20 protein-coding genes are annotated in these 22,769 nt (G+C 67.5%); 16 read left to right on the top strand and 4 right to left on the bottom strand.

Annotation, left to right across the window (positions count from 1 at the left end; all coding sequences use genetic code 11):
- The first annotated feature begins 76 nt into the window (after positions 1–76).
- Positions 77–3,682 carry a chromosome segregation protein SMC gene (gene smc, locus F5544_RS34200; RefSeq protein WP_167476994.1) on the top strand — a complete coding sequence of 1,202 codons (3,606 nt, stop codon included), beginning with the start codon at positions 77–79 and terminating at the stop codon, positions 3,680–3,682.
- 52 nt (positions 3,683–3,734) lie between these two features.
- Here smc and F5544_RS34195 read toward each other — a convergent pair whose 3' ends face one another.
- Complete coding sequence (locus tag F5544_RS34195; protein ID WP_167476993.1) at positions 3,735–4,652, bottom strand: NmrA/HSCARG family protein; 918 nt, start codon at positions 4,650–4,652, stop codon at positions 3,735–3,737.
- 102 nt (positions 4,653–4,754) lie between these two features.
- On the opposite strand from F5544_RS34195, the gene F5544_RS34190 reads away from it, so the two are divergent.
- Positions 4,755–5,516 (top strand): TetR/AcrR family transcriptional regulator, encoded by a 762-nt coding sequence (locus F5544_RS34190; RefSeq protein WP_167476992.1) that lies wholly within the window; start codon positions 4,755–4,757, stop codon positions 5,514–5,516.
- A 160-nt stretch (positions 5,517–5,676) separates the two neighbouring features.
- On the opposite strand, the gene F5544_RS34185 is transcribed toward F5544_RS34190, so the two are convergent.
- Positions 5,677–6,066, bottom strand: a complete 390-nt coding sequence (locus F5544_RS34185) for a DUF2237 family protein (RefSeq protein WP_019048221.1) — start codon at positions 6,064–6,066, stop codon at positions 5,677–5,679.
- 202 nt (positions 6,067–6,268) lie between these two features.
- On the opposite strand from F5544_RS34185, the gene ftsY reads away from it, so the two are divergent.
- From ftsY to ffh, 6 genes are all read left to right on the top strand, one after another.
- On the top strand, positions 6,269–7,966 hold the full coding sequence (gene ftsY / locus F5544_RS34180; protein WP_167476991.1) for a signal recognition particle-docking protein FtsY: 1,698 nt from the start codon (positions 6,269–6,271) through the stop codon (positions 7,964–7,966).
- Between the two features lie 286 nt (positions 7,967–8,252).
- Positions 8,253–9,605, top strand: a complete 1,353-nt coding sequence (locus tag F5544_RS34175) for an ammonium transporter (RefSeq protein WP_174867642.1) — start codon at positions 8,253–8,255, stop codon at positions 9,603–9,605.
- A 5-nt stretch (positions 9,606–9,610) separates the two neighbouring features.
- Positions 9,611–9,949 (top strand): P-II family nitrogen regulator, encoded by a 339-nt coding sequence (locus F5544_RS34170; RefSeq protein WP_167479663.1) that lies wholly within the window; start codon positions 9,611–9,613, stop codon positions 9,947–9,949.
- A gap of 158 nt (positions 9,950–10,107) precedes the next feature.
- Positions 10,108–12,531, top strand: coding sequence for a [protein-PII] uridylyltransferase (locus F5544_RS34165; protein ID WP_238846792.1), 2,424 nt, complete (start codon positions 10,108–10,110; stop codon positions 12,529–12,531).
- Positions 12,532–12,632: 101 nt separating this feature from the next.
- A complete protein-coding gene (locus F5544_RS34160) occupies positions 12,633–12,947 on the top strand; it encodes a hypothetical protein (protein WP_225729787.1) in 315 nt (104 codons plus the stop codon).
- A 135-nt stretch (positions 12,948–13,082) separates the two neighbouring features.
- The gene (gene ffh, locus F5544_RS34155; RefSeq protein ID WP_167476988.1) at positions 13,083–14,648 is read left to right on the top strand and encodes a signal recognition particle protein; all 1,566 of its coding nucleotides are present in this window, start codon (positions 13,083–13,085) and stop codon (positions 14,646–14,648) included.
- 11 nt (positions 14,649–14,659) lie between these two features.
- Here the strand turns inward: ffh and F5544_RS34150 are convergent, their stop codons facing one another.
- Positions 14,660–14,824: a hypothetical protein gene (locus F5544_RS34150; RefSeq protein ID WP_167476987.1), complete on the bottom strand. Its 165-nt coding sequence runs from the start codon at positions 14,822–14,824 to the stop codon at positions 14,660–14,662.
- A 73-nt stretch (positions 14,825–14,897) separates the two neighbouring features.
- Between F5544_RS34150 and F5544_RS34145 the strand changes: the two genes are divergently transcribed.
- The 8 genes from F5544_RS34145 (at position 14,898) to F5544_RS34110 (ending at position 21,563) form a co-directional block, all read left to right on the top strand.
- Positions 14,898–15,821, top strand: a complete 924-nt coding sequence (locus tag F5544_RS34145) for a LysR family transcriptional regulator (protein WP_167476986.1) — start codon at positions 14,898–14,900, stop codon at positions 15,819–15,821.
- A gap of 51 nt (positions 15,822–15,872) precedes the next feature.
- Positions 15,873–16,967, top strand: coding sequence for an amidohydrolase family protein (locus F5544_RS34140; protein ID WP_167476985.1), 1,095 nt, complete (start codon positions 15,873–15,875; stop codon positions 16,965–16,967).
- 62 nt (positions 16,968–17,029) lie between these two features.
- On the top strand, positions 17,030–17,770 hold the full coding sequence (locus tag F5544_RS34135; RefSeq protein WP_167476984.1) for a class I SAM-dependent methyltransferase: 741 nt from the start codon (positions 17,030–17,032) through the stop codon (positions 17,768–17,770).
- 291 nt (positions 17,771–18,061) lie between these two features.
- Entirely contained in the window at positions 18,062–18,496 is a 435-nt protein-coding gene (gene rpsP, locus F5544_RS34130) for a 30S ribosomal protein S16 (RefSeq protein WP_167479661.1), read from the top strand.
- Positions 18,496–18,738: an RNA-binding protein gene (locus F5544_RS34125; RefSeq protein WP_011210690.1), complete on the top strand. Its 243-nt coding sequence runs from the start codon at positions 18,496–18,498 to the stop codon at positions 18,736–18,738. The genes rpsP and F5544_RS34125 overlap by 1 nt, the downstream gene beginning before the upstream one ends.
- Positions 18,739–19,263, top strand: coding sequence for a ribosome maturation factor RimM (gene rimM, locus F5544_RS34120; RefSeq protein WP_167476983.1), 525 nt, complete (start codon positions 18,739–18,741; stop codon positions 19,261–19,263).
- Positions 19,260–19,952: a tRNA (guanosine(37)-N1)-methyltransferase TrmD gene (trmD, locus tag F5544_RS34115; RefSeq protein WP_167476982.1), complete on the top strand. Its 693-nt coding sequence runs from the start codon at positions 19,260–19,262 to the stop codon at positions 19,950–19,952. The genes rimM and trmD overlap by 4 nt, the downstream gene beginning before the upstream one ends.
- 273 nt (positions 19,953–20,225) lie before the next feature.
- The gene (locus F5544_RS34110) at positions 20,226–21,563 is read left to right on the top strand and encodes a Fic family protein (RefSeq protein ID WP_203217414.1); all 1,338 of its coding nucleotides are present in this window, start codon (positions 20,226–20,228) and stop codon (positions 21,561–21,563) included.
- A gap of 11 nt (positions 21,564–21,574) precedes the next feature.
- On the opposite strand, the gene F5544_RS34105 is transcribed toward F5544_RS34110, so the two are convergent.
- Positions 21,575–22,756 carry a PQQ-binding-like beta-propeller repeat protein gene (locus F5544_RS34105; RefSeq protein WP_167476981.1) on the bottom strand — a complete coding sequence of 394 codons (1,182 nt, stop codon included), beginning with the start codon at positions 22,754–22,756 and terminating at the stop codon, positions 21,575–21,577.
- Between the last annotated feature and the right edge of the window lie 13 nt (positions 22,757–22,769).

Genomic DNA, 22,769 nt, shown 5'->3' with positions numbered 1-22,769 from the left:
GATAGCCTGGTCCGGGGTAAGCCGGGTAGCGACGGATACCATGGCGGATCGTCCGCATACGGAAAGGTCGTCGAATTTGCACCTGAAGAGCCTGACGCTGAAGGGTTTCAAATCCTTCGCGTCCGCGACGACGCTGCGCTTCGAACCGGGCATCACCTGTGTGGTCGGGCCGAACGGTTCGGGAAAGTCGAACGTCGTCGACGCGCTCACCTGGGTGATGGGTGAGCAGGGCGCGAAGGCGTTGCGCGGCGGCAAGATGCAGGACGTGATCTTCGCGGGCACCTCGGGCCGCGCCCCGCTCGGGCGCGCGGAGGTGACGCTGACCATCGACAATTCCGATGGCGCGCTGCCCATCGACTACGCCGAGGTGTCGATCACCCGCCGGATGTTCCGCGACGGCGCGGGCGAATACGAGATCAACGGCAGCTCCTGCCGCCTGATGGACGTGCAGGAACTGCTCAGCGATTCGGGTATCGGCCGGGAAATGCACGTCATCGTCGGGCAGGGCCAGCTCTCCGCCATCCTGGAGTCGCGTCCCGAGGACCGCAGGGCCTTCGTCGAGGAGGCCGCCGGTGTGCTCAAACACCGCAAACGCAAGGAGAAGGCGGTCCGCAAACTTGAGGCGATGCAGGCGAACCTGGCCCGCCTCACCGACCTCACCACCGAACTGCGCCGCCAGCTCAAACCGCTCGGCAGGCAGGCCGAGGTGGCGCGCCGCGCCGCGACGGTGCAGGCGGATCTGCGCGACGCGCGCCTGCGCCTGGCCGCCGACGACCTGGTGACCAGGCGCGGCGAGTTGGAGAGTCAGCAGAGCAAGGAGGCGTACGCGCGCGAGCAGCAGGTCACCGTGCAGGCCGAACTCGATGCCGCCAATGCCGCACTCGCGCAACAGGAATTCCAGCTCGGCAAGCTGACCCCGAGCGCGGAGGCGGCCGCGCAGATCTGGTTCCAGCTGTCCGCGCTGGCCGAACGGGTCAATGCGACCATCCGCATCGCCGAGGACCGGGCCAGGCATCTCGACACCGAAACCCCGGTCGGCACCGGCCGCGATCCGGAGCAGTTGGAGGCCGAGGCCGATCGGGTGGAGGCCGAGGAGGCCGAGCTCCGCGAGGCCGTCGAGATCGCGACGGAGACGCTGGAGGCCGCCCGCGACGCGCTCGCCGAACGCGAACACGCCGCCAAGGCCGCGGAACAGGCGCATCTGGCGGCGGTCCGGGCGATCGCCGACCGCCGCGAGGGGGCGGCCCGGTTGGCCGGGCAGGTCGACACGCTGCGCATCAGGGCACAGTCGGTGGACGGTGAGATCGCCAGGTTGTCCGCGGCGCTCGCCGAATCCAGGCAGCGCCACGAGGCCGCGCAGGCCGAATTCGACGCGGTCCAAACCGAACTCGGTGAGTTGGAGGCGGGCGAGGACGGCCTCGACGCCCAGCACGAACATGCGGTGCAGGCCCTCGAATTGGCCGACGAGCGCGTCGCCGAACTGCGTGACCAGGATCGCGATGCCGGTAAGCGGGTCGCCTCGTTGACCGCGCGCATCGAGGCGCTCGGCATGGGTTTGGCGCGTCGCGACGGCGCGGCCTGGCTGGTGGAGAACCGGGCGCAGGGCCTGCTCGGCCCGCTGTCCGGGCTGCTGCGGGTGCACGGCGGATACGAGGCCGCGGTGGCCGCCGCGCTCGGTCCGCTCGCCGATGCGGTCACCGCCGACACCGGCAGCACCGCGCATGCGGCCGTGCGCGCGCTGAAGGAGGCCGACGGCGGCCGTGCCGCACTGGTTTTCGGCGGTGGCCCGGTGGCGGCGGCCGATAATGCGCCGCTGCCCGACGGCGCCCGCTGGCTGGCCGATGTCGTCGACTGTTCCGAACAGGTGCGTCCGGCCATAGCCGCCTTGACCGCCGGACTCGTGGTTGCCGAAAATCTTTCCACGGCAAGCGAACTCGTCGCCGGGCGACCGCACCTGCGGGTGGTCACCCGCGATGGTGACCTGACCGGTAACGGCTGGCTGCTCGGCGGATCCGATCGCGCGCCGAGTCAGCTGGAGATCCAGGCCGATATCGATGCCGCGAAGGCCGATCTCGTCGCGTCCCAGCGCCGCGCCGAGGAACTGGAGGCTGCGCTCGCCGGTGCGCTCGCCGAGCAGGCCGACCGAAAGGAGGCCGTCGACCAGGCCCTGCTGGCGCTGCACGAATCGGATCAGGCCATGATCGGCATCTACGACCGGCTCGGCAGGCTCGGCCATGCGGCGCGCGCCGCGCAGGCCGAAGGCGACCGGCTGGTCACCCAGCGGCTGGAGGCCGAGGCGGGTCGCGAGGAAACGCTCGCCGAACTCGCCGACCTCGAAGACCGTTTGCGCAACGCCGAACTCGAACGGGGCGACTCCGACGACGACGGCGCCGCAACCGAATCCGCCGGCCAGGAGCGCGAGGAGGCCGCGGCCGCGCTCGCCGAGGCCCGATCCATGGAGGTGGAGGCGCGGCTGGCCGTGCGCACCGCCGAGGAGCGCGCGGAATCGGTTCGCGGCAAAGCCGATTCGCTGCGCCGGGCGGCCAGGGCCGAACGCGAGACGCGAGCCCGTGCCGAACGCGCGCAGGCCGCCCGCCGCAGGGCCGCCGAGGTGGCGGCGGCCGTCGCGGAATCCGGCGCCAGGGTGGCGGCCGAACTGGAAACGGTTGTGGCACAGGCCGCGACGCGCCGCGACGACCTGGTGCGCCGCCGCACCGAATGCGCCGCCCAGGTCGACCAGGTGAAGGAGCGGGTGCGCGCGCTGAGCGCTCAGCTCACCCAACTCACCGATGCCGTGCACCGCGACGAGGTGGCAAAGGCCCAGGCCGCCTTGCGGATCGAGCAGTTGGAGCAGACCATCGCCGAACAGTTCGGCATCGCGCTGGCCGACCTGATCGCCGAATACGGTCCGGATGTCCCGCTGCCGCCGTCCGATCTGGAATGGCGGGAGTACGAGGAGGCCAAGGACCGCGGCGACCAGGTGTCCCCGCCGCAGCCGCAGCCGTACGACCGGGCCACCCAGGAGCGCCGCGCCAAACGCGCCGAAAAGGATCTCGGCACCCTCGGCAAGGTGAATCCCCTTGCGCTGGAAGAGTTCGCGGCGCTCGAGGAGCGCTACAACTTCCTGGCCACCCAACTGGAGGATGTGAAGAACGCCAGGAAAGACCTGCTCGAGGTGGTCGCCGAGGTGGATGCGCGGATCCTGCAGGTCTTCACCGAGGCCTACGCCGATGTGGAACGCGAATTCGTCGAGGTGTTCGCGAAACTGTTCCCCGGCGGCGAGGGGCGGCTGCTGCTCACCGACCCGTCCGACATGCTGACCACCGGCATCGAGGTGGAGGCCCGCCCGCCGGGCAAGAAGGTGAAGCGGCTCTCGCTGCTGTCCGGCGGTGAAAAATCGCTCACCGCCGTCGCATTGCTGGTCGCCATCTTCCGTGCCCGTCCCTCGCCGTTCTACGTGATGGACGAGGTCGAGGCCGCGCTGGACGACACCAACCTGCGCAGGCTCATCGGCCTGTTCGAGCAGCTGCGCGAGAAGAGCCAGCTGATCGTCATCACCCACCAGAAGCCGACCATGGAGATCGCCGACGCGCTGTACGGCGTGAGCATGCGCGGCGACGGCATCACCCAGGTGATCTCGCAGCGGTTGCGCGGGGAGAATCTGGTCGGCGCGGCCAGCTGACCTCCGCGCCGATCCACTTGCGGCCGAACATAATTCGATGTGCGTGCCGCGATCAGCCAGCGGCCGGACGCTGTTCGTCCAACAACGCCTTGATCCGAGCGGTTCCCGTTGCGGCGAGCCAGGATTCGAGGGATTGGAGACCGGGCAGGATTTCCCGAAGCGCTTGGATGTCCGCCTGCCAGCCGCCGTGTTCGTGGGTCAGCCGCCAGGTATTGCCGATCTGCTTACCGATTGCGTCCGCTTCGGCGGCGGTGATTTCCTGATAGGTGATCTTGTGTCCGGTGGCCGCGGTGATCAGTTCGGCCGCGGCCACCGGTGTCGGTGCGTCGCCCGCCAATTCGAGTGTGCGGCCGTGGAATCGCGCCGGGTCCGCGAAGATCAGCGCGGCCAATTCGGCGATATCGGCCACCGCGATCATCTGCAGCGGCTGGTCGGCGGGGAAGAGGTGGCGATGCACCCCGTCTGCCCGGATGCCGTCGAGGGTGAGTGTCGCAGCATTGAGGTAATTCTCCATGAAGCGCACCGGCCGCAGCAGCGTGTAGCGTAGACCGCTTGCCGCGACGGCGTTTTCGATTTTGTCTTTGCCGTACGTGCCCCATGAGTCGTCGCGCAGTTGCGCGATGCCGGTGAACACGATCTGCTCGACGCCGGCCCGGACCGCGGCGTCGACCATGGCGATGCCGCGCGCGGCCTCCAGTTCGGAATCCCAGCCGCTCGGTCCGAAAGCGGCGGGGGGAACGAGGAATACGGCGCGGGTGCCGGCGACCGCCGGTGTCAAGGTATCCGGTGCGTCGAAATCGCCGACCACCAATTCCGCGCCGAGCCCGGCCAATTCGCGTGCCGATGGCGCATCGGGGTCGCGCACCAGGGCGCGCACCGGCACACCGTCGGCGCGGAGTTTGCGCGCAGTGGCATTGCCCTGCTTGCCAGTGGCTCCGGTGATCAGAATGGGGGACTGCTGAGTGGACATGTTCACCTGTCTGTTTCGATAGAATCGGGTCGAACAACCCGTATTCGAACCATATGGGTGGCCACACCCGCAGACCAGGCGCTATCCGGAAGGCCGTAACGAATGTCCGCTCCACTGACCCTCGAGCGCGCCGACTCCCGGCGCAACCGCGCACTGGTGCTCGCCGCCGCCCGGCGTGCCTTTGCCGAGAAGGGCACTTCGGTCACGCTGGTCGAGATCGCACGGTCGGCCGGTGTCGGCGCAGGCACCGTATACCGGCACTTCCCAACGAAATCCGCGCTGTTACAGGCGGTGATGCAGGAGCGCATCGATCGGATGACGGAGCTGATCGCCGCCGGGCTCGAAGCATCGGATCCCGGCGCGACGTTCTTCGCGGTCTGTACCGAACTCGTGGTATCCGCGCCGCGCGTGCAGGCGCTGTGCGATCTCGTGCAATCCGATGACGGCTGGCCGAATGCGCTGATCGGCGCGCGATTCCATCAGGCGCTCGGCGCCCTGCTGCGGGCCGCGCAGCTGCAGGGCAGCGTGCGCGCCGATATCACCGTCGCCGACATTACCGAGATATTCACCGGATGTGTTGCCATCCAACGACATCGACGATACGACGGCCGACTGTCGCGCGGTGCGGGCCTGGTGCTCGACTCGCTACGGGCGCCGACGGCCGTTACGAAAGTCGGTGCGCAGGCCAAGCGCCATAACGAAATTGGCGCGCGTAACGAAATGGAACAAACTAGGCACTGCCCGATCTGCGGCACCGCAATGCGACCCGCCGGTACCGGTCGCCCGCCGCGCTACTGTTCGTCGGCGTGCCGACAGAAGGCGCATCGCAGGCGTGCCGCCGATCGCGGGCGGGCGGCGGGCTGACGACTTCGGTTGGGCCGCCGCGGTACTCGCCGCCGAGCCGTACCGGGCGCCGACATCGACCGGGCCACCGCGGCGCTCGGCGCTCGGCGCGTGCCCACCTCCTGGATCACCCGCCGACCGCCGACCGCCTCGACGGTTACCGTCGTTCGTGGACGAGGCGCTACAGCAGGTCGCTGACGTCGTCGGGCACGTCGACGGCGTATTTGCGCAAGATATCCATGGAGATCACTTCCAGCGCGTTTTCATGGGTCGCCGCCAGCACGACGGGTGCGGCGACACCGTCCTCGTGCGCGTGCAACCAACGCACGGCCACCACACACCACCGGTCTCCGGGCTGCAGGCCCGGAAAGTTGTTCTCCGGGCGCGGCGTACTCAGATCGTTGCCGATGGATGCCTGGTGTTCCAGGAACTCGGCCGTGACGACGGTGCACACGGTGTGGCTACCCAGATCCTCCGGCCCGGTGCTGCAGCAGCCGTCCCGGTAGAAGCCGGTGAGTGGATCGGTGCCGCACTCTTCCAGCGGCCCCCCAAGCACGTTTCGATCGGTCACCTCGCCGATCCTATTGGCCCGTCGCGAGAAGTTCCGCAGGACAAGAAATCTCACCCCTCGTGTGTCCGACTAATTTGCCGGCCCGTCATCCGGCGGGACCTGCCCATCAGTGGCCATCGACCGGTCCGTCGGCGGTGGTGACGCAGCTCACCGGGCGATGTGGTCCGCCGACGACCGAGGCGGTTCTGCAAGGATGGGGCGCGTGAGTGCCGAAGTGTGGATCCTGATCGCCGCCGTCGCCGCCGTGTTGTTGGTGGCCCTGGTCGCCGGTTTCGTCCGGTACCGGAGCAGGCGTGTCTCGCTGACGCCGTCCGACGAGCGGAAAGAGCTGACCGACAAGTCGGGCGGTTACACGGCGTCGGGTGGATTCACCTTCAGCCAGGGCGGGACCGCGACCAAACCGGAACCCGCCCCGATCGAGCGGACCGATACCGAGGGCCAGCCGCACGTCGGCGATGACGCGGCGATACCGCGGGACGCACCGCGGCGCGGCATCACCAATGTTCAGTTGCCCACGGAGGATGTCGAATCCACCGAGGCCGCGAGGGAATCCGCCGCGCCGACCGGGCAACCCGATGCGGCGGCCGATGGCGATGCCGCGACCGAATCCGGCACCGCGACGGCCGAGCCTCGGGGTGCGACCGGGTCCGGCACAACAGCCGCCGAATCCCGAAGCGCCACTGAATCCGGTGCGACGACCGCCGAATCTCAGGCCGCGGACGGGTCCGGTGCGACGACCGCCGAACCCGACGCCGCGACCGAGTCCGGCACGACGACCGCCGAACCGGCGACCGGGTCCGGCGGCGCGACCGCAGGCTCCGGCACGACGACCCGTGGCTCCGGTGCAGCCGCCGAATCCGGCACGGCCACCCCGGAATCGGCACCGACAGCCGCGGAATCCGCGCCTGTTGCCGAACCCGAGGTAGTCGCCCCGTCCGATGCCGCCGCCGCGGCCACCGCCCCGCCGCTCGACACCATCGAACCGACCACCGGCCGCCTGGAACGCCTACGCGGCAGGCTGTCCCGTTCGCAGAACGCCGTCGGCAAGTCGCTGCTCGGTCTGCTCGGCGGCGGCGACCTGGACGAGGAATCGTGGGAGGAGGTCGAGGACACGCTGGTGCTCGCCGACCTCGGCACCGCCAGCACGGCCGCCGTCGTCGACCGTTTGCGCGAGGAGATGGCCGGCCGCAGCGTGCGCACCGCCGAACAGGCCCGCGAGGTGCTGCGCGAGGTGCTGATCGATGCGCTGCGCCCGGAACTGGATCGCGCGGTGCGCGCGCTGCCGCATGCGGACCATCCGTCGATCCTGCTGGTGGTCGGCGTGAACGGCACCGGAAAGACCACCACCACCGGCAAATTGGCGCGGGTGCTGGTCGCCGACGGCCGCCGGGTGCTGCTCGGCGCGGCCGACACCTTCCGCGCCGCCGCCGCGGATCAACTGCAGACCTGGGGCGAGCGGGTCGGCGCGGATACCGTGCGCGGCCGCGAGGGCGCCGATCCGGCGGCTGTCGCCTTCGACGCGGTGGCCGCGGGTATCGAGCGCGGCGTCGACGCGGTGCTGATCGATACCGCGGGCCGCCTGCACACCAAGACCGGTCTGATGGATGAGCTGGGCAAGGTCAAGCGGGTGGTGGAGAAGAAGGCCGCCGTCGACGAGGTGCTGCTGGTGCTCGACGCCACCGTCGGACAGAACGGCCTGATGCAGGCGCGGGTGTTCGCCGAGGTGGTCGACATCACCGGCGTGGTGCTGACCAAACTGGACGGAACGGCCAAGGGCGGCATCGTCTTCCAGGTGCAGCACGAACTCGGCGTCCCGGTGAAGCTGGTCGGTCTCGGCGAGGGCGCCGACGACCTGGCCCCGTTCGAACCGGCGGCTTTCGTGGACGCACTGCTGGGTTGACGGTCGGCGAGCCGAGATCGGCTCCCGCTCCGGTTTCCGCCGCGAGACTCGCCGGGGCCGCGGACACGCCGCGCTGAGCGCGGCAAATCGGACACGGAAACGTGGTAGCAACATAACCGCACCATGCGTTCACATATGCGAAACACCGCAAACTCACGGATGAAACACCGAATGAGGAACCTTCTGGGCAGGTCCGTTTGCCGTTATCGGCCGGGCCCGAGATGAGGAGGATTTCAAGGTGGCTTTTCCCTTGACCGGAGCACCGAATACCGGTGACACCGCATGGATGCTGGCGAGTTCGGCACTCGTGCTGTTGATGACGCCTGGCCTGGCGTTTTTCTATGGCGGGATGGTGCGTTCCAAGAACGTGCTGAACATGATCATGATGAGCATCGGCGCCATGGGTCTCATCGGCGTGCTGTGGTCGCTGTACGGATACTCGATGGCGTTCGGCGACAACAAATTCGGTGTTATCGGCGATCCGGCGCAGTTCTTCGGGCTCAAGGGTCTGATCGGCGGCAATTCGGCGGACGCGGTGAAAGACGCCGCAGGCAATATCACCACTCCGGAGGTGCATATTCCGCTGGCGGGCACGATTCCGATGACCGTATTCGTCGCGTTCCAATTGATGTTCGCGATCATCACGGTTGCCCTCATCTCGGGTGCGGTTGCCGACCGGCTCAAGTTCGGCGCATGGATGTTGTTCGCGGGCATCTGGGCGACGGTCGTCTATTTCCCGGTGGCGCACTGGGTCTTCGACTTCGACGTCAAGGATCCGGACGGCAACCTGGTGCACGCGGGCGGCTGGATCGCCAACCATCTCAAGGCGATCGACTTCGCGGGCGGCACGGCGGTGCACATCAACGCCGGTGCGGCGGGTCTGGCACTGGTGCTGGTGCTCGGTAAGCGCAGGGGCTGGCCGAAGACCGCGTTCCGTCCGCACAACCTGCCGTTCGTGATGCTCGGCGCCGGCCTGCTGTGGTTCGGCTGGTACGGCTTCAACGCCGGTTCCGCGGTGAGCTCCAACGGCGCGGCGGGCAGCACGTTCATCACCACCACCATCGCGACCTGCGCGGCCATGCTCGGCTGGCTGCTGGTGGAGCGGCTGCGCGACGGTCACGCCACCTCGCTGGGCGCCGCCTCGGGCATCGTCGCCGGTCTGGTCGCGATCACCCCGTCGTGTTCCTCGGTGAACGTGCTCGGCGCGCTCGCGATCGGCGCGGTCGCAGGCATCGCCTGCGCGCTCGCGGTCGGCCTGAAGTTCAAACTGGGCTTCGACGATTCGCTCGACGTGGTCGGTGTCCACCTGGTCGGCGGCATCGTCGGCACCCTTATGGTCGGGCTGTTCCTGGCGCCCGAATCGCCCGCCGCCACTTCGGGTCTGTACGCGAACACCAAGGGCCTGTTCTACGGTGGTGGTATCGATCAGCTATGGCGGCAGGCGGTGGGCGCCCTTGTGGTGCTTGCCTTCTCGTTCGTCGCGGCGCTGATCATCGCCTACATCGTCAAGTTCACGATCGGGTTGCGCGCCAGCGACGAGGCCGAATCGCTCGGCTTGGACGAATCCGAGCACGCGGAAACGGCATACGATTTTGCTGCTGTGGGTAGCACGGCACGTACGGCCGTCAAGGAGGCATGACCGCAATGAAACTGATCACCGCAATCGTCAAACCGTTCACTCTGGAGGACGTGAAGACCGGTCTGGAGCAGGCGGGCGTGCTGGGCATGACCGTCAGCGAGGTACAGGGCTACGGTCGCCAGAAGGGTCACACCGAGGTGTACCGCGGCGCGGAGTACTCGGTCGATTTCGTCCCGAAGGTCCGGGTCGAGGTCGTCGTGGACGATGCGTCGGTCGACAAGGTCGTCGAGGTCATCGTCGAGGCGGCTCGGACGGGCAAGATCGGTGACGGCAAGGTCTGGGTCACCCCGGTCGAGTCGATCATCCGGGTGCGGACCGGCGAACGTGGTACCGACGCGCTGTAACCGTGACGTGCGCGTCGGGCCCGAAGGAGGTGGCGCAGCGTGACCACCCAGGGTCCGTGAGCGGCGCGAAAACAGCATGACGAGGCTGAGCGGCGGCCCCGCTCCCACCGGAGCACCGGTCGGGACGGGGCCGCCAGCATCGATTGGGGTGGTGGGCAGTGGCTAGTGAGCAGTACGAAGTGTCCGGTGGTGCGGCGGATCTGGTTCGGGCGCGTGACCAACTACTCGACGGGGGCCATCCGAGGAATCCGCGCCTCGACGCCGAATCACTGCGGCAGGCGCTGGTCGACCTCTACGAACTGTGGCTCACCGGCAAGGGCGCCGAGCTCGGCATCGCCCGCGACAGCGGTCTGGCGGTGGTGGCGGTCGGCGGGTTGGGGCGGCGGGAGATGCTGCCGTATTCCGATCTGGATCTGGTGCTGCTGCACGACGACGTCGATCCGAAGCGGGTCGCGGAGGTGGCCGACCGGCTCTGGTATCCGCTCTGGGACGCACATATCAAACTCGACCACAGCGTGCGCACCGTGGCGCAGGCCGTTCGGGTCGCCGCCGACGATCTGACCGCCGCGCTCGGCATGCTGGAGGCCCGGCATATCGTCGGCGACGAGGAACTCAGCAATCTGCTGATCGGCGGGGTGCGCCGGGAGTGGCGCACCGGAATCCGTTCGCGCTTCGACGCTTTGGTCGCCCAGGCACAGGCGCGCTGGCAGCGCAGCGGGGAGATCGCGCACCGGGCCGAACCGGATCTGAAGAATGGCCGCGGCGGATTGCGCGATATCCAATTGCTCGACGCGCTGGCTATCGCACAGCTGACCGACGCCATGCCGGGACTCGGTCCGGACGTGCCGGGAGGCGGTCTCAAACAGGCCCAACGACGTTTGCTGGATGTTCGCACGGAGTTACATCGGGTCGCCGGACGCGCCCGAGATCAGCTGCGGGCACAGGATGCCGACGAAATCGGCGGCGCGCTGCGCATCGGTGACCGCTTCGACCTCGCCCGCACCCTCAGTGATTCCGCGCGGACCGTCAGCTATTCGGTGGATGTCGGCCTGCGCACCGCCGCCAACGCGCTGCCGCGGCGCGGGCTGGCGCGGTTGCGCCGCATGCCGGTGCGCCGCCCGCTCGACGAGGGTGTCGTCGAGCACGCGGGTGAGGTGGTGCTGGCCAGGGACGCACGGCCGCAACGGGATCCCGGTCTGGTGCTGCGGGTGGCCGCGGCCTCGGCGCAGACCGGACTGCCGATGTCGGCGACCACGCTGAACCGGCTCTCCGAGGACGCGCCCGAACTGCGCGAACCGTGGCCCAAGGAGGCGGTCAACGATCTGCTCGTGCTGCTCGGCGCGGGCCGCGGCGTCATCGATGCCGTCGAGGCGCTGGACCGAACGGGCTTGTGGGGCAGGCTGTTTCCGGAGTGGGGCGCGGTGCGCGACCTGCCGCCGCGGGATGCCATGCACACCTGGACCGTGGACCGACACCTGATGGAGACGGTCGCCTACGCCAGCGCGCTGAGCACCCGCGTCGCCCGGCCGGACCTGCTGCTGCTCGGTGCGCTGCTGCACGACATCGGCAAGGGACGGGCGGGCGATCACAGCGTCGTCGGCGCGGAACTGGCCACCCAGGTCGGCCGCCGCCTCGGCCTGTGGCCGTCCGATGTGCGGACGCTGAGCGCTATCGTCCGGCACCATCTGCTGCTGCCCGATACCGCGACCCGGCGCGACCTGGCCGATCCGGAGACCATCCAGTTCGTCGTCGATGCGCTCGGCGGCGACGCGCAACTGCTCGATCTGCTGCACACCCTCGCCGAGGCGGATTCGCTGGCCACCGGCCCCGGCGTCTGGGGCGACTGGAAGGCCTCGCTGATCGGCGAACTCGTCCGCCGCTGCCGCCTGGTGATGGCGGGCGACCGGCTCCCGACCCCGGCCGAAATCGATCCGGAACTGGTCGCCAAGGCGAAGTGGGGCGGCGTGCACGTCGAATTGCGGCCGGGCGCGGGCAAACACACGCACGAGGTCACCGTCATCGCGCCGGATACGCCGGGACTGCTCTCCGAGGCGGCCGGTGTCCTGGCGCTGCACTCGCTGCGCGTGCTGTCCGCGGCGCTCGGCAGCGAGGGGGATTCGGCGATCAACACCTTCGTCGTCTCACCGAAGTTCGGCGATCCGCCGGATCCGGGTTTGCTGCGGCAGGAGCTGATCCGCGCGATCGCGGGCGACCTGGACCTGCCCGCTTTGCTGGCCAAGCGAGAACGTGACTCGGTCGGCGCCAAACCGAGCCCGTTCGCGCAGGCCCAACCGCGGGTGATCTGGTCGGACAGTTCATTGCCCGGCCAGGTGATCCTGGAACTGCGCGCCGAGGACCGGATCGGGTTGCTGAGCCGACTCGCCGCTGCGCTCGCCGCGGCCGGCGCCGATGTGCGGTGGGCCAGGGTCGTCACCATGGGCGCCGCGGTGGTCGACGTGTTCTGTCTCGAGCTCGGCGCCGACGACGGGCCGGAACGGCGCGAAACCATCGAAAAGGCCATTCTGGACGTGGTTCCCCGGCCCGCGCCGAAGAAACCGGAGCCGACCCCGACCACCGATTAGCCAACCTGTTGCACGCGATTTGCTGGAACTCGTATACGCGGGGCTCCGCGCGCCTTAATATCAGAGCGTCCGGCTATCGCAAGCGTGAGGGGAGCAGGTCGGTGGCAATTGAGGTGGTTTCGGCATCGATGATGACCAGCGACGAGACGACGCACATGGCGCGGTGTGTCGGCGGAGACCGCTGGGTCGTCTCCTGGCTGCCCGGGCGGACCCTCAGCGGTCAGCAGGCGGTGACCGCGATGACAATCGCCACCACCGTCGCCGCCTCGCGGATTCCCACCACCACCGAATGGGCCATGCTCGACGACCTAGCCCTGGAGCTAGGCCTGACCGCCCGCGAGGCGGTATTCATGGTGGCCGAGGAAAATCACGACTACCGCAAGACCGTCAAACCGCGCCGCCGCTCCCTCGACTGACCGGCCTTCGCGAATTCCCCTTATTTCCCAAGGTTTCTGCCTTGGACTTCGAACCGCGTGCGCGAACACTCGGGCTAGCCCATTACCCTGGGAGAGCAGTGTTTTAGACGTCCCCCGAGATCAGGAGCGCGATCGGTGTTCGAATCCCTGTCCGACCGGCTTACCGGTGCCCTCAAGGATCTGCGTGGTAAGGGGCGTCTGTCACCGGCCGACATCGACGCCACCTGCCGGGAGATCCGGCTCGCCCTGCTCGAGGCCGACGTCGCGCTGCCCGTGGTGCGCGGGTTCATCGCACGCATCAAGGAGCGCGCCAAGGGCTCCGAGGTTTCCGCGGCGTTGAATCCGGCGCAGCAGGTCGTCAAGATCGTCAACGAGGAACTCGTCGGCATTCTCGGCGGCGAGACCCGCAGGTTGAACCTGGCCAAGAACCCGCCGTCGGTGATCATGCTCGCCGGTCTGCAGGGCGCCGGTAAGACCACCCTCGCCGGAAAACTCGCGAAATGGCTGAAGGGCCAAGGACATCAGCCCATCCTGGTGGCCTGCGATCTGCAGCGCCCCGGCGCCGTCACGCAGCTGCAGGTGGTCGGTGAGCGCGCGGGCGTCCCCGTTTACGCGCCGCATCCCGGCACCTCGATCGGCGGCGGCGAGAACCCGTTGGGCATCTCCGCGGCCGACCCGATCAACGTGGCCCGCTCGGGTATCGAGGAGGCCAGGCAGAAGCAGCACGACATCGTCATCGTCGACACCGCGGGCCGCCTCGGCATCGACGCCGAACTCATGCAGCAGGCCGCCGGCATTCGCGATGCCGTGCAGCCGGACGAGATCCTGTTCGTGCTCGACGCCATGATCGGTCAGGACGCGGTCACCACCGCCGAGGCGTTCCGCGACGGTGTCGGCTTCACCGGCGTCGTGCTCACCAAGCTCGACGGCGACGCTCGCGGCGGTGCGGCGCTGAGCGTGCGCGAGGTCACCGGCGTGCCGATCCTGTTCGCGTCCACCGGCGAAAAGCTGGAGGATTTCGATGTCTTCCATCCGGACCGGATGGCGAGCCGCATCCTCGGCATGGGCGATGTGCTCACCCTCATCGAACAGGCCGAGCAGGTATACGACGCGAAGCAGGCCGAGGAGGCCGCGCGCAAGATCGGCAGCGGTGAGCTCACCCTCGAGGACTTCCTCGATCAGATGCTCGCGATCCGCAAGATGGGTCCGATCGGCAATCTGCTCGGCATGCTGCCCGGCGCCGGTCAGATGAAGGACGCGCTCGCCCAGATCGACGATAAGCAGCTGGATCGGGTGCAGGCGATCATCCGCGGTATGACACCCGCCGAGCGGGATAATCCCAAGATCATCAATGCCTCCCGGCGGCTGCGCATCGCGAACGGTTCGGGCGTATCGGTATCCGAGGTGAATCAGCTCGTCGATCGCTTCTTCGACGCGAAGAAGATGATGGCGGCGATGGGCCGCCAGATGGGGCTGCCCGGTGCGGGACGTCGCAACAACAAGAAGGGCGGCAAGAAGGGTAAGAAGGGCGGTCGTGGCCCGACGCCGCCGAAGGTGCGCGGCGGCTTCCCCGGTCTGCCCGGCATGGGTGGGCTGCCCGCCGGAATGCCGGACCTGTCCGATATGCCCGCCGGATTGAACGAATTGCCGCCGGGGCTGGAGGGTTTCGACCTGTCGAAGCTCAAATTCCCGAAGAAGTAGCCGATTCTTTTTCAACCGGCGAGCAGGCTGCGGGTGTGCGCTTCCAGCCAGATGTGCACACCGCCGCAGGCGCAGCGCGTGTAGACGACGGTGCCCTCCGAGGTGCGGTGGCGGGACATGGTGCGGTCGGCGCGATCGATCGGCTGTCCGCAGTGCGTGCAGATTTCGCTGGTCATATTCGCAGTGTTCACCGCATCCGGCGTTCGGGTCCATCGAAAGATTCCGCAGCGAATCGTGTTGAATTACCGAATGATTGATCCGCGGCTGCATACCCTTCGCATGGTGCGCGAGCACGGCACCGTGACCGCGGCGGCGCGGGCGCTGCACCTGACGCCGTCGACGGTATCCCAGCAGTTGCGTCAGCTCGCCAACGAACTCGACGTGCGACTGCTGGAACAGATCGGTCGCCGCGTCCAGCTCACCGCGGCCGCGCACACCCTGCTGCGGCACGCGGATCTGCTTGCGGCACAGGCGGAACGGGCGCGGGCCGAGTTGGCCGCACATCGCGACGGCATCGCGGGCGTGCTGCGGATCGGCAGCTCGCCGACGGCGACCGCGGTGGTCGCGCCCGCGGCGGCCCGGTTGCGCGCGGTACATCCGCGGCTCACCGTCGAGCTCTGCTCCGACGAGAGCGGGCTTTGCCTGGATCTGCTGCTGGCGGGTGATATCGATATCGCCGTCGTCTTCCCGACCGTGGATACTCCGCCGCCGGACGATCTGCGCTTCGAACAGTGGCCCCTGCTGGATGACCCGCAGGACCTGCTCGTTCCGGCCGGGCACTCCTTCGCCGCGCGGACGAGTATCGCGCTGGCCGAGACGGCCGGGGAGGTATGGATCGGGGCGCCGGATCGCGTCGCCCATCAGCAATTCCTGCTGGCCGCCTGCGCCGCCGCGGGATTCACGCCGCACGTCGGCCATCGCGCGATCGATTGGATCGGGATTTCCGCCATGATCGCGCAGGGCTTCGGGGTCAGCCTGGTGCCGCGGCTGGCCAGTCTGCCCGGTGATCTCGCGGTGGTCCGGGTGCCGCTGCACGGGGAGCCCCGGCCGTTCCGGCGGCACAATATCTGCGTGCGGCGGGGGAGCGGCGACCATCCGCTGATCGGAATCGGGCTCGCGGCGGTGTGGGAGGTGTGCCGGGAGCGACCGGGTGTGGTCGTCTTCGATGGCTAGGTTTTCCTGGAGGTAAGTTGAGGACAGCCGACGACGTCCAGGAGGGTTGCGGTGCATCTACGCGGTGTTGTTCTGCCGGATGACGAGGTCCGCGATATCTGGGTGCGCGCGGGCGCGGTGTCCTTCGAACCGGTGTCCGATGCCGAAACCCTTTGCCGCACAGGATGGATCGTGCCCGGACTGGTCGACGCGCACTGCCATGTCGGCATCCGGCACGGCGGCGGCCACGAGGACCGGGCCGGTGCCGTCGCGCAGGCGGAGATCGAGCGCGACGCCGGTGCGCTGCTGCTGCGCGACGCCGGATCGCCGATCGATACCCGCTTCATAGACGAGCGCGCCGACCTGCCGCGGATCATCCGCGCGGGCAGGCATATCGCCCGGCCCAAGCGCTACATTCGCGAACTCGGCATCGAACTCGACGACGAGCGCGACCTGCCCGAGATCGTCGCCGAACAGGCCCGTTTCGGCGATGGCTGGGTGAAGATCGTCGGCGACTGGATCGACCGCTCCGTCGGCGATCTGCGCCCGCTGTGGAGCGACGCCATCCTGAAGGAGGCCATCGATGCCGCGCACGCGAACGGCGCCAGGGTCACCGCGCACGTCTTCGGCGAGGACGCGCTGCCCGGACTGATCAACGCCGGAATCGACTGCCTCGAGCACGGCACCGGCCTCACCGACGACACCGTCGAGCTGATGGTGGAACATGGCACGGCGCTGGTCCCGACGCTGATCAATATCGAGCTGTTTCCCGAAATAGCCGACGGCGCGGGCAAATTCCCCACCTATGCCGCGCATATGCGTGACCTGCACCGCCGGGTGCGTGAAACGGTGGGCAACGCGCACGATGCCGGGGTGCCGATCTATGCGGGCACCGACGCGGGCGGCGGCATCAGGCACGGGCGCATCGCCGACGAGATCGCCGCGCTGCGTGGGGCCGGGCTGTCGAGTCACGACGCGTTGGGCGCGGCTTCCTGGGATGCCCGGGGCTGGTTGGGGCGGCCCGGAATCGAGCCCGGTGCGCCCGCGGATTTCGTTGTCTACCACGAGGATCCGCGGACGCATCCCGAGGTGCTCGGCAATCCGGACTATGTGGTGTTGCGGGGTGAGGTGGTCAAGGGCGGCGGGCCGGTCACCGGGCACCGCTAGTTCGCTCTAGACCCAAATACCTTGGGGCTGAGCATCTTTGATCAATCTCCTACAGTGAGGTGATGATCGCTGCTCGGTCCACGCGCGTTTCCTATGGTTTCGACGCACCCTATGTGTTGATCGGGCTCGGCGCCGTCGCGCTCGGCTATCTGATCGCACTGATCCTGGTGGGCATATACGGCACCGCCATCGCATTCTGGGTGGTCGCCATCATCACCATCGCGATGATCGCCCAGATCGGGCTGTTCCTGTACGCCACCCGCCGCGGCAAATTCCAGGTGTGGAGCGAACTGCTCGACCGGCTCGCGCTGCGCGGTGACGAACGAGTGCTCGATCTCGGCCCCGGCCGTGGCGCGGTGCTGTTGGCCGTGGCGCGCAGGCTGTCCACCGGCCGCGTCGTCGGCATCGATTTGTGGCGCACGATCGATCAATCCGGCAACAGCGCGGAGATCGCCGAACGCAACGCCGATGCCTGCGGCGTCGCCGACCGCGTCGAGCTGTGCACCGGCGATATGACCGCGCTGCCGTTCCCGGACAACGAATTCGACGTCGTCGTCTCCAGCCTGGCCATCCACAACATCAAATCCGCCACCGGTCGCGCCGCCGCCGTCCGCGAGGCGCTGCGGGTACTGCGCCCCGGCGGCCGCATGGTCATCGCCGACATCAGCAAGGCGCCGGAATACCGGGAAGTGCTGTCCGCCAACGGCGCCCGCGACGTCACTATCGAACCCCTCGGCTGGCGGATGTGGTTCGCCGGGCCGTGGATGTCCACCAACGCGGTCATGGCGACCAAACCAGCCTGAGTCCGTTCGTGCCGAAGGCGGTGCCGGTGAGTTCGCTTACGTCGCGTCATGGCGGTCCCGATGCTGCCGGGGATCGATCTCGACGCGTCGGTGTAACCCAGGATGGAGCCGATTTCAGGGGTGCGTCGGCGGTCTGGCAGAATGGAGCACCGTCCTTCCGGACAGTGTCAGCCCGTCTCCGGTTACGTACCGCGCGGCGGTCACACACTTCAAGCGTGAAACCGGGCCCGCAGACCGTGCGGGTCGCTGAATCGCGCCGTGACCAACTACCTGAAAGAGGCATATAACAGCATGGCTGTTCGCATCAAGCTCACCCGCATGGGCAAGATCCGCAACCCGCAGTACCGCATCGTCATCGCGGACGCCCGCACCCGCCGGGACGGCCGGGCCATCGAGTCCATCGGCAAGTACCACCCGAAGGAAGAGCCGTCGCTCATCGAGATCGATTCCGAGCGCGCTCAGTACTGGCTGGGTGTCGGTGCGCAGCCGACCGAACCGGTGCAGCGTCTGCTGGAGATCACCGGCGACTGGCAGAAGTTCAAGGGCCTGCCGGGCGCCGAGGGCACGCTGAAGGTGAAGGCGGCCAAGCCGTCCAAGCTGGACCTGTTCAACGCCGCGCTGGCCGCCGCCGACAACGAGCCGGTCGCCGAGGCCGTCACCCCGAAGAAGAAGGCCGCCAAGAAGGACGAGGCCGCCGAGGCCGAGGCTGCCGAGGCTGCCGAGTAATGAGTGCGGTCGTGGCCGATGCCGTCGAGCACCTCGTTCGCGGCATCGTCGCCAATCCCGATGATGTCCGCGTCGAGCTGATCACCGGCCGCCGCGGACGCACCGTCGAGGTGCATGTTCATCCTGATGACCTGGGCAAGGTGATCGGTCGCGGCGGACGTACCGCGACCGCGCTGCGCACTCTGGTCGCCGGTATCGGCGGCCGCGGTATCCGGGTCGACGTGGTCGACACCGACCAGTAGATGGAACTCGTCGTAGGCCGGGTCGCCAAATCGCACGGCGTGCGCGGCGAACTGGTCGTCGAGATCCGCACCGACGAACCCGAGGCGCGTTTCGCGCCGGGCGCGCGACTGCGTGGCCGGCTGCCGCGCGCGAAAGAGGTTCGCGACTTCACCGTGGAGTCGGCCCGGGAACACTCGGGCCGGCTCCTGGTCTTTCTCGCCGGGGTGTCCGATCGTGCCGCCGCCGACGCGTTGCGCGGGCTGCTGTTCGTGGTGGACAGCGCCGACCTGCCGCCGTCGGACGATCCGGACGAGTACTACGACCACGAGCTGGAGGGGCTGACGGTACAGCTCACCGACGGCACGCCGGTCGGCACCGTGCGTGAGGTGCTGCATTCGGCCGCCGGTGAGCTGCTGTCGGTGCGCGCCGCCGAGGACGGACGGGAGATCCTCATCCCGTTCGTCACCGCCATCGTGCCCACCGTGTCGATCGCCGACGGGCTCGTCGTCATCGACCCGCCCGAGGGACTGTTGGATCCGGAATGAGGCTCGACGTAGTCACCATCTTCCCGGAATACCTGGAACCGCTGCGAACGGCGTTGCTGGGCAAGGCAATCGATAAGGGACTGGTCTCCCTCGAAGTACACGATCTGCGCGACTGGACGCACGACGTGCACAAATCGGTCGACGACGCCCCGTACGGCGGCGGCCCCGGCATGGTGATGAAGCCGACCATCTGGGGCGACGCCCTCGACGCCGTCTGCCCCGACGACGCCCTGCTCGTCGTCCCGACACCGGCGGGTGTGCCGTTCACCCAGGCCACCGCGCAACGCTGGTCCGCGGAGAAACATCTCGTCTTCGCCTGCGGCCGATACGAGGGCATCGATCAGCGCGTCTTCGACGACGCCGCCCGCCGCGTCCGCGTCGAGGAGGTCAGCATCGGCGACTACGTGCTGATCGGCGGCGAGGCGGCGGTCCTCGTCATGGCCGAAGCGGTGGTCCGCCTGCTGCCCGGCGTCCTCGGCAATCAGCAATCCCACCAAGAGGATTCGTTCTCCGACGGACTGCTGGAAGGCCCCAGCTACACCCGCCCCGTCACCTGGCGCGGCCTCGAAGTCCCCCCGATCCTGCTCTCCGGCGACCACGCCAAGGTCGCCGCCTGGCGTCGCGAACAGTCTTTGCAGCGCACCCGCGACCGCCGCCCTGACCTACTCGGCGAATCGGACACGATCTGAGTCGGCGGCATCCGCTCGAAGAACCATGTATCCGGCCGTGTGCCGCCCCTGCGGTACGCGATGCACGCTTTGTCGCCAGCCGCGCCCAACCCCAAACGAACGCCAAACTAAGCCAAAATTTGGCGATAGCCAACCAGCCGGCCTCACCACCCGATCGGCCATCAGCCGCCCACGCGGGCTGTGCGGAACTGACACCCGCGACTGACTCGGCGCGCCAGCAACCCCAAAACCAAAATTTGTTAGACTTTGGCTGACGACCTCAGAGGAGGGCTGATGCACCCGGCGCCGCCACCGGATCGCGACGAGTTGCTGAGCACGATCGAAAAGGGCCGTCTCGCGACAATTTTGATGTCCACCATCCGTATCGCATCCCCATCCGATTCCTACCTACCCTGGGACAAGTTGCGCTATCAGAAGCCACCTCGGGATCTCACTCCGCAAGAGTGGTGGCTCGGGGTCAAAATGATGCGAATCAATATGCTGCGGCCCCTGCCACTCCAGATGATAGGGGGTCGGGAGTTCGCATACGCTCTTCCCGATGAAGTGCTGCAATTGACGGATGAAATAACTCGGCGGACAAGCGGGCAGATCGCGGCGCCTGAACCGGTAACCAATCCGGCTACACGGAACCGCTATGTCATCAGCTCCTTGATCGAGGAATCAATTACGTCGAGTCAGCTCGAGGGGGCATCGACCAGCAGGATCGTAGCGAAAGAGATGATCAGGTCCGGTCGTCAGCCCCGCGATCGCAGTGAGCGGATGATCTTGAACAACTACAATGCGATGCTGTTCGTCGCGGAACACAGGGATGAAGACTTTACGCCCGCGCTGGTATGCGAGCTCCACAGAATAGTGACGGCCGGCACTCTGGACGATCCCGAATCTGCTGGACGAATACAAAGCAACCCGGACCCCGACGACCGGGTCAAGGTGTTCGGCCGAGAAGATGACGTGCTGCATATACCACCGCCGGTGGCCCAACTTCCTGCGAGGTTGCAGGCCCTGTGTGCGTTCGCGAACGCGACCAGTACCGGAACGGCCTACGTTCCGGCCGTGGTCCGGGCGCTCATCGTACATTTCATGGTCGGCTACGATCATTATTTCGAAGACGGAAACGGCCGCACTGCGCGAGCGCTTTTCTATTGGAGCATGCTCAAGCAGGGATACTGGCTCACCGAATATCTGACCATCTCTCGAATACTGAAGAAGGCACCGGCACAGTATGTGCGCTCATTCGTTCTGACCGAGCAGGACGAGGGCGACCTCACATACTTTCTGATTTATCACCTGAAGGTGATCAAACAGGCTTTGGATGAGCTGAACCAATATCTTGTAAGGAAATCCGCGGAACTACAAGAAGCTCGCCGCTTGCTGTCGAGCAGGGGCGAGTTCAATCATCGACAGCTTGCACTGATCGAATCGTCGATAAAGAACCCGGGTAATCATTACACGGTCCAGACTCATATGGTCAGTCACGGCGTTTCCGATCAGACCGCCAGAAATGATCTCAACGACCTCGAGAAGCGCGGCCTACTGGTTCGCTCGAAAATGGGACGCAACTACACTTGGTCGCCGGCGCCGAACTTCGAGAAAGTTTTGGCGGACAGGTAAGTATGCCGGGGTCAGGCGGCTGGTATGACAGCGAAACTACCGTCGGTTCCCTTTACGGCGACACCCCAAGGCCAAACCTCCAGAGGTGTGTCCACGGCGACGGGGAAACGCAGCGAAGGGGATTCGTTTTGGGCGGTGGTGTCGGGGCCCAGGATGACGGTTCGTTTCGCGGTGCGCAGGTCCCACGCGAGAATCCAGGTCGCCTTGGGGTCGCCCTGTCGCTGACGCATCGTGCCGAGGATGACGTTCTGGGCGGCCGGGCCGGGTAGCGTTTGCTCGCCGGCCTGCAACGGCGCCGTCCATTTCACCGAGCCGTCGGCGGCGACCAGACGGAACTCCTTGTCCTCGACGAGGTTCACGCTGTCCATCGCGAGCGCCGAACCATCGGGGAGGGGATAGCGCCACGGGCTGTCGGGGCGCTTCCTGGTGCCGAGCACCGCACCCGTTCGCACGTCGACGGTGTCGGCCTTGTCGCCGAGCCGGACGTCGAGGACATTGCTCGGCCCGCGCGCGATGCTCTGATCCCCTTCGAGTTGCCGCTGCCACAACACCTTTCCGGTGTCCTTGGCGAGCGCCCCGATGCGCAGATCGCGCATGTCGTTATCGTTGCCCACCTTGCTCGGGCACCGGAACAGCAGCACATCGCGGCTTTCGAACAGTGTCGGCTTATCGGGCAGCGGCACCGCGCAGCCCACCGTCGCGGGGTCGATGGACCAGCTCCGCTGCCCGGTCCGCGGATCGTTGCGGACGAAGTTGCCCGCGATGACGTCGGCCTCGCTCCACGACGGGTTCATGGTCGGCCACAGCTCGCGTCCGCTGTCGGTGTCGTACGCGATCCGCTCCGGCACGTTTTTCCAGCCGACGAGCAGGACGTGTCCGGAGTCGAGCAGCCAGATGCTCTGCTGGTCGACCTGGGCGCCGTCGCGGCGAATGGTCCAGCGCTGCTCGCCGGTTCGCGGGTCGTAACCGTTGAGCCCGTCGCCGGTGATGGTGACGATGCCCGCGGCCGTCATCCGGACGGCATCGTATTTGCCGAGATCGAATTTCTGGATCCGGGCCGAATCGAGAGCGGGTACGTCCGCCGATCCGGTCGGCTCGGCGGTGCCGCTCTGACTTCCGCACCCGGCCACCAAGACGACGGCGCTCAGGGCGAGCGCACACGACACGAACGATCTCCACCCCTGATATCCCATTGGCCGATCTTAA

The sequence above is a fragment of the Nocardia arthritidis genome (assembly GCF_011801145.1).
GTDB lineage: Bacteria > Actinomycetota > Actinomycetes > Mycobacteriales > Mycobacteriaceae > Nocardia > Nocardia arthritidis_A.
Note: the sequence above shows the minus strand (reverse complement) of the source record. Positions and strands in the feature narration are given on the sequence as shown.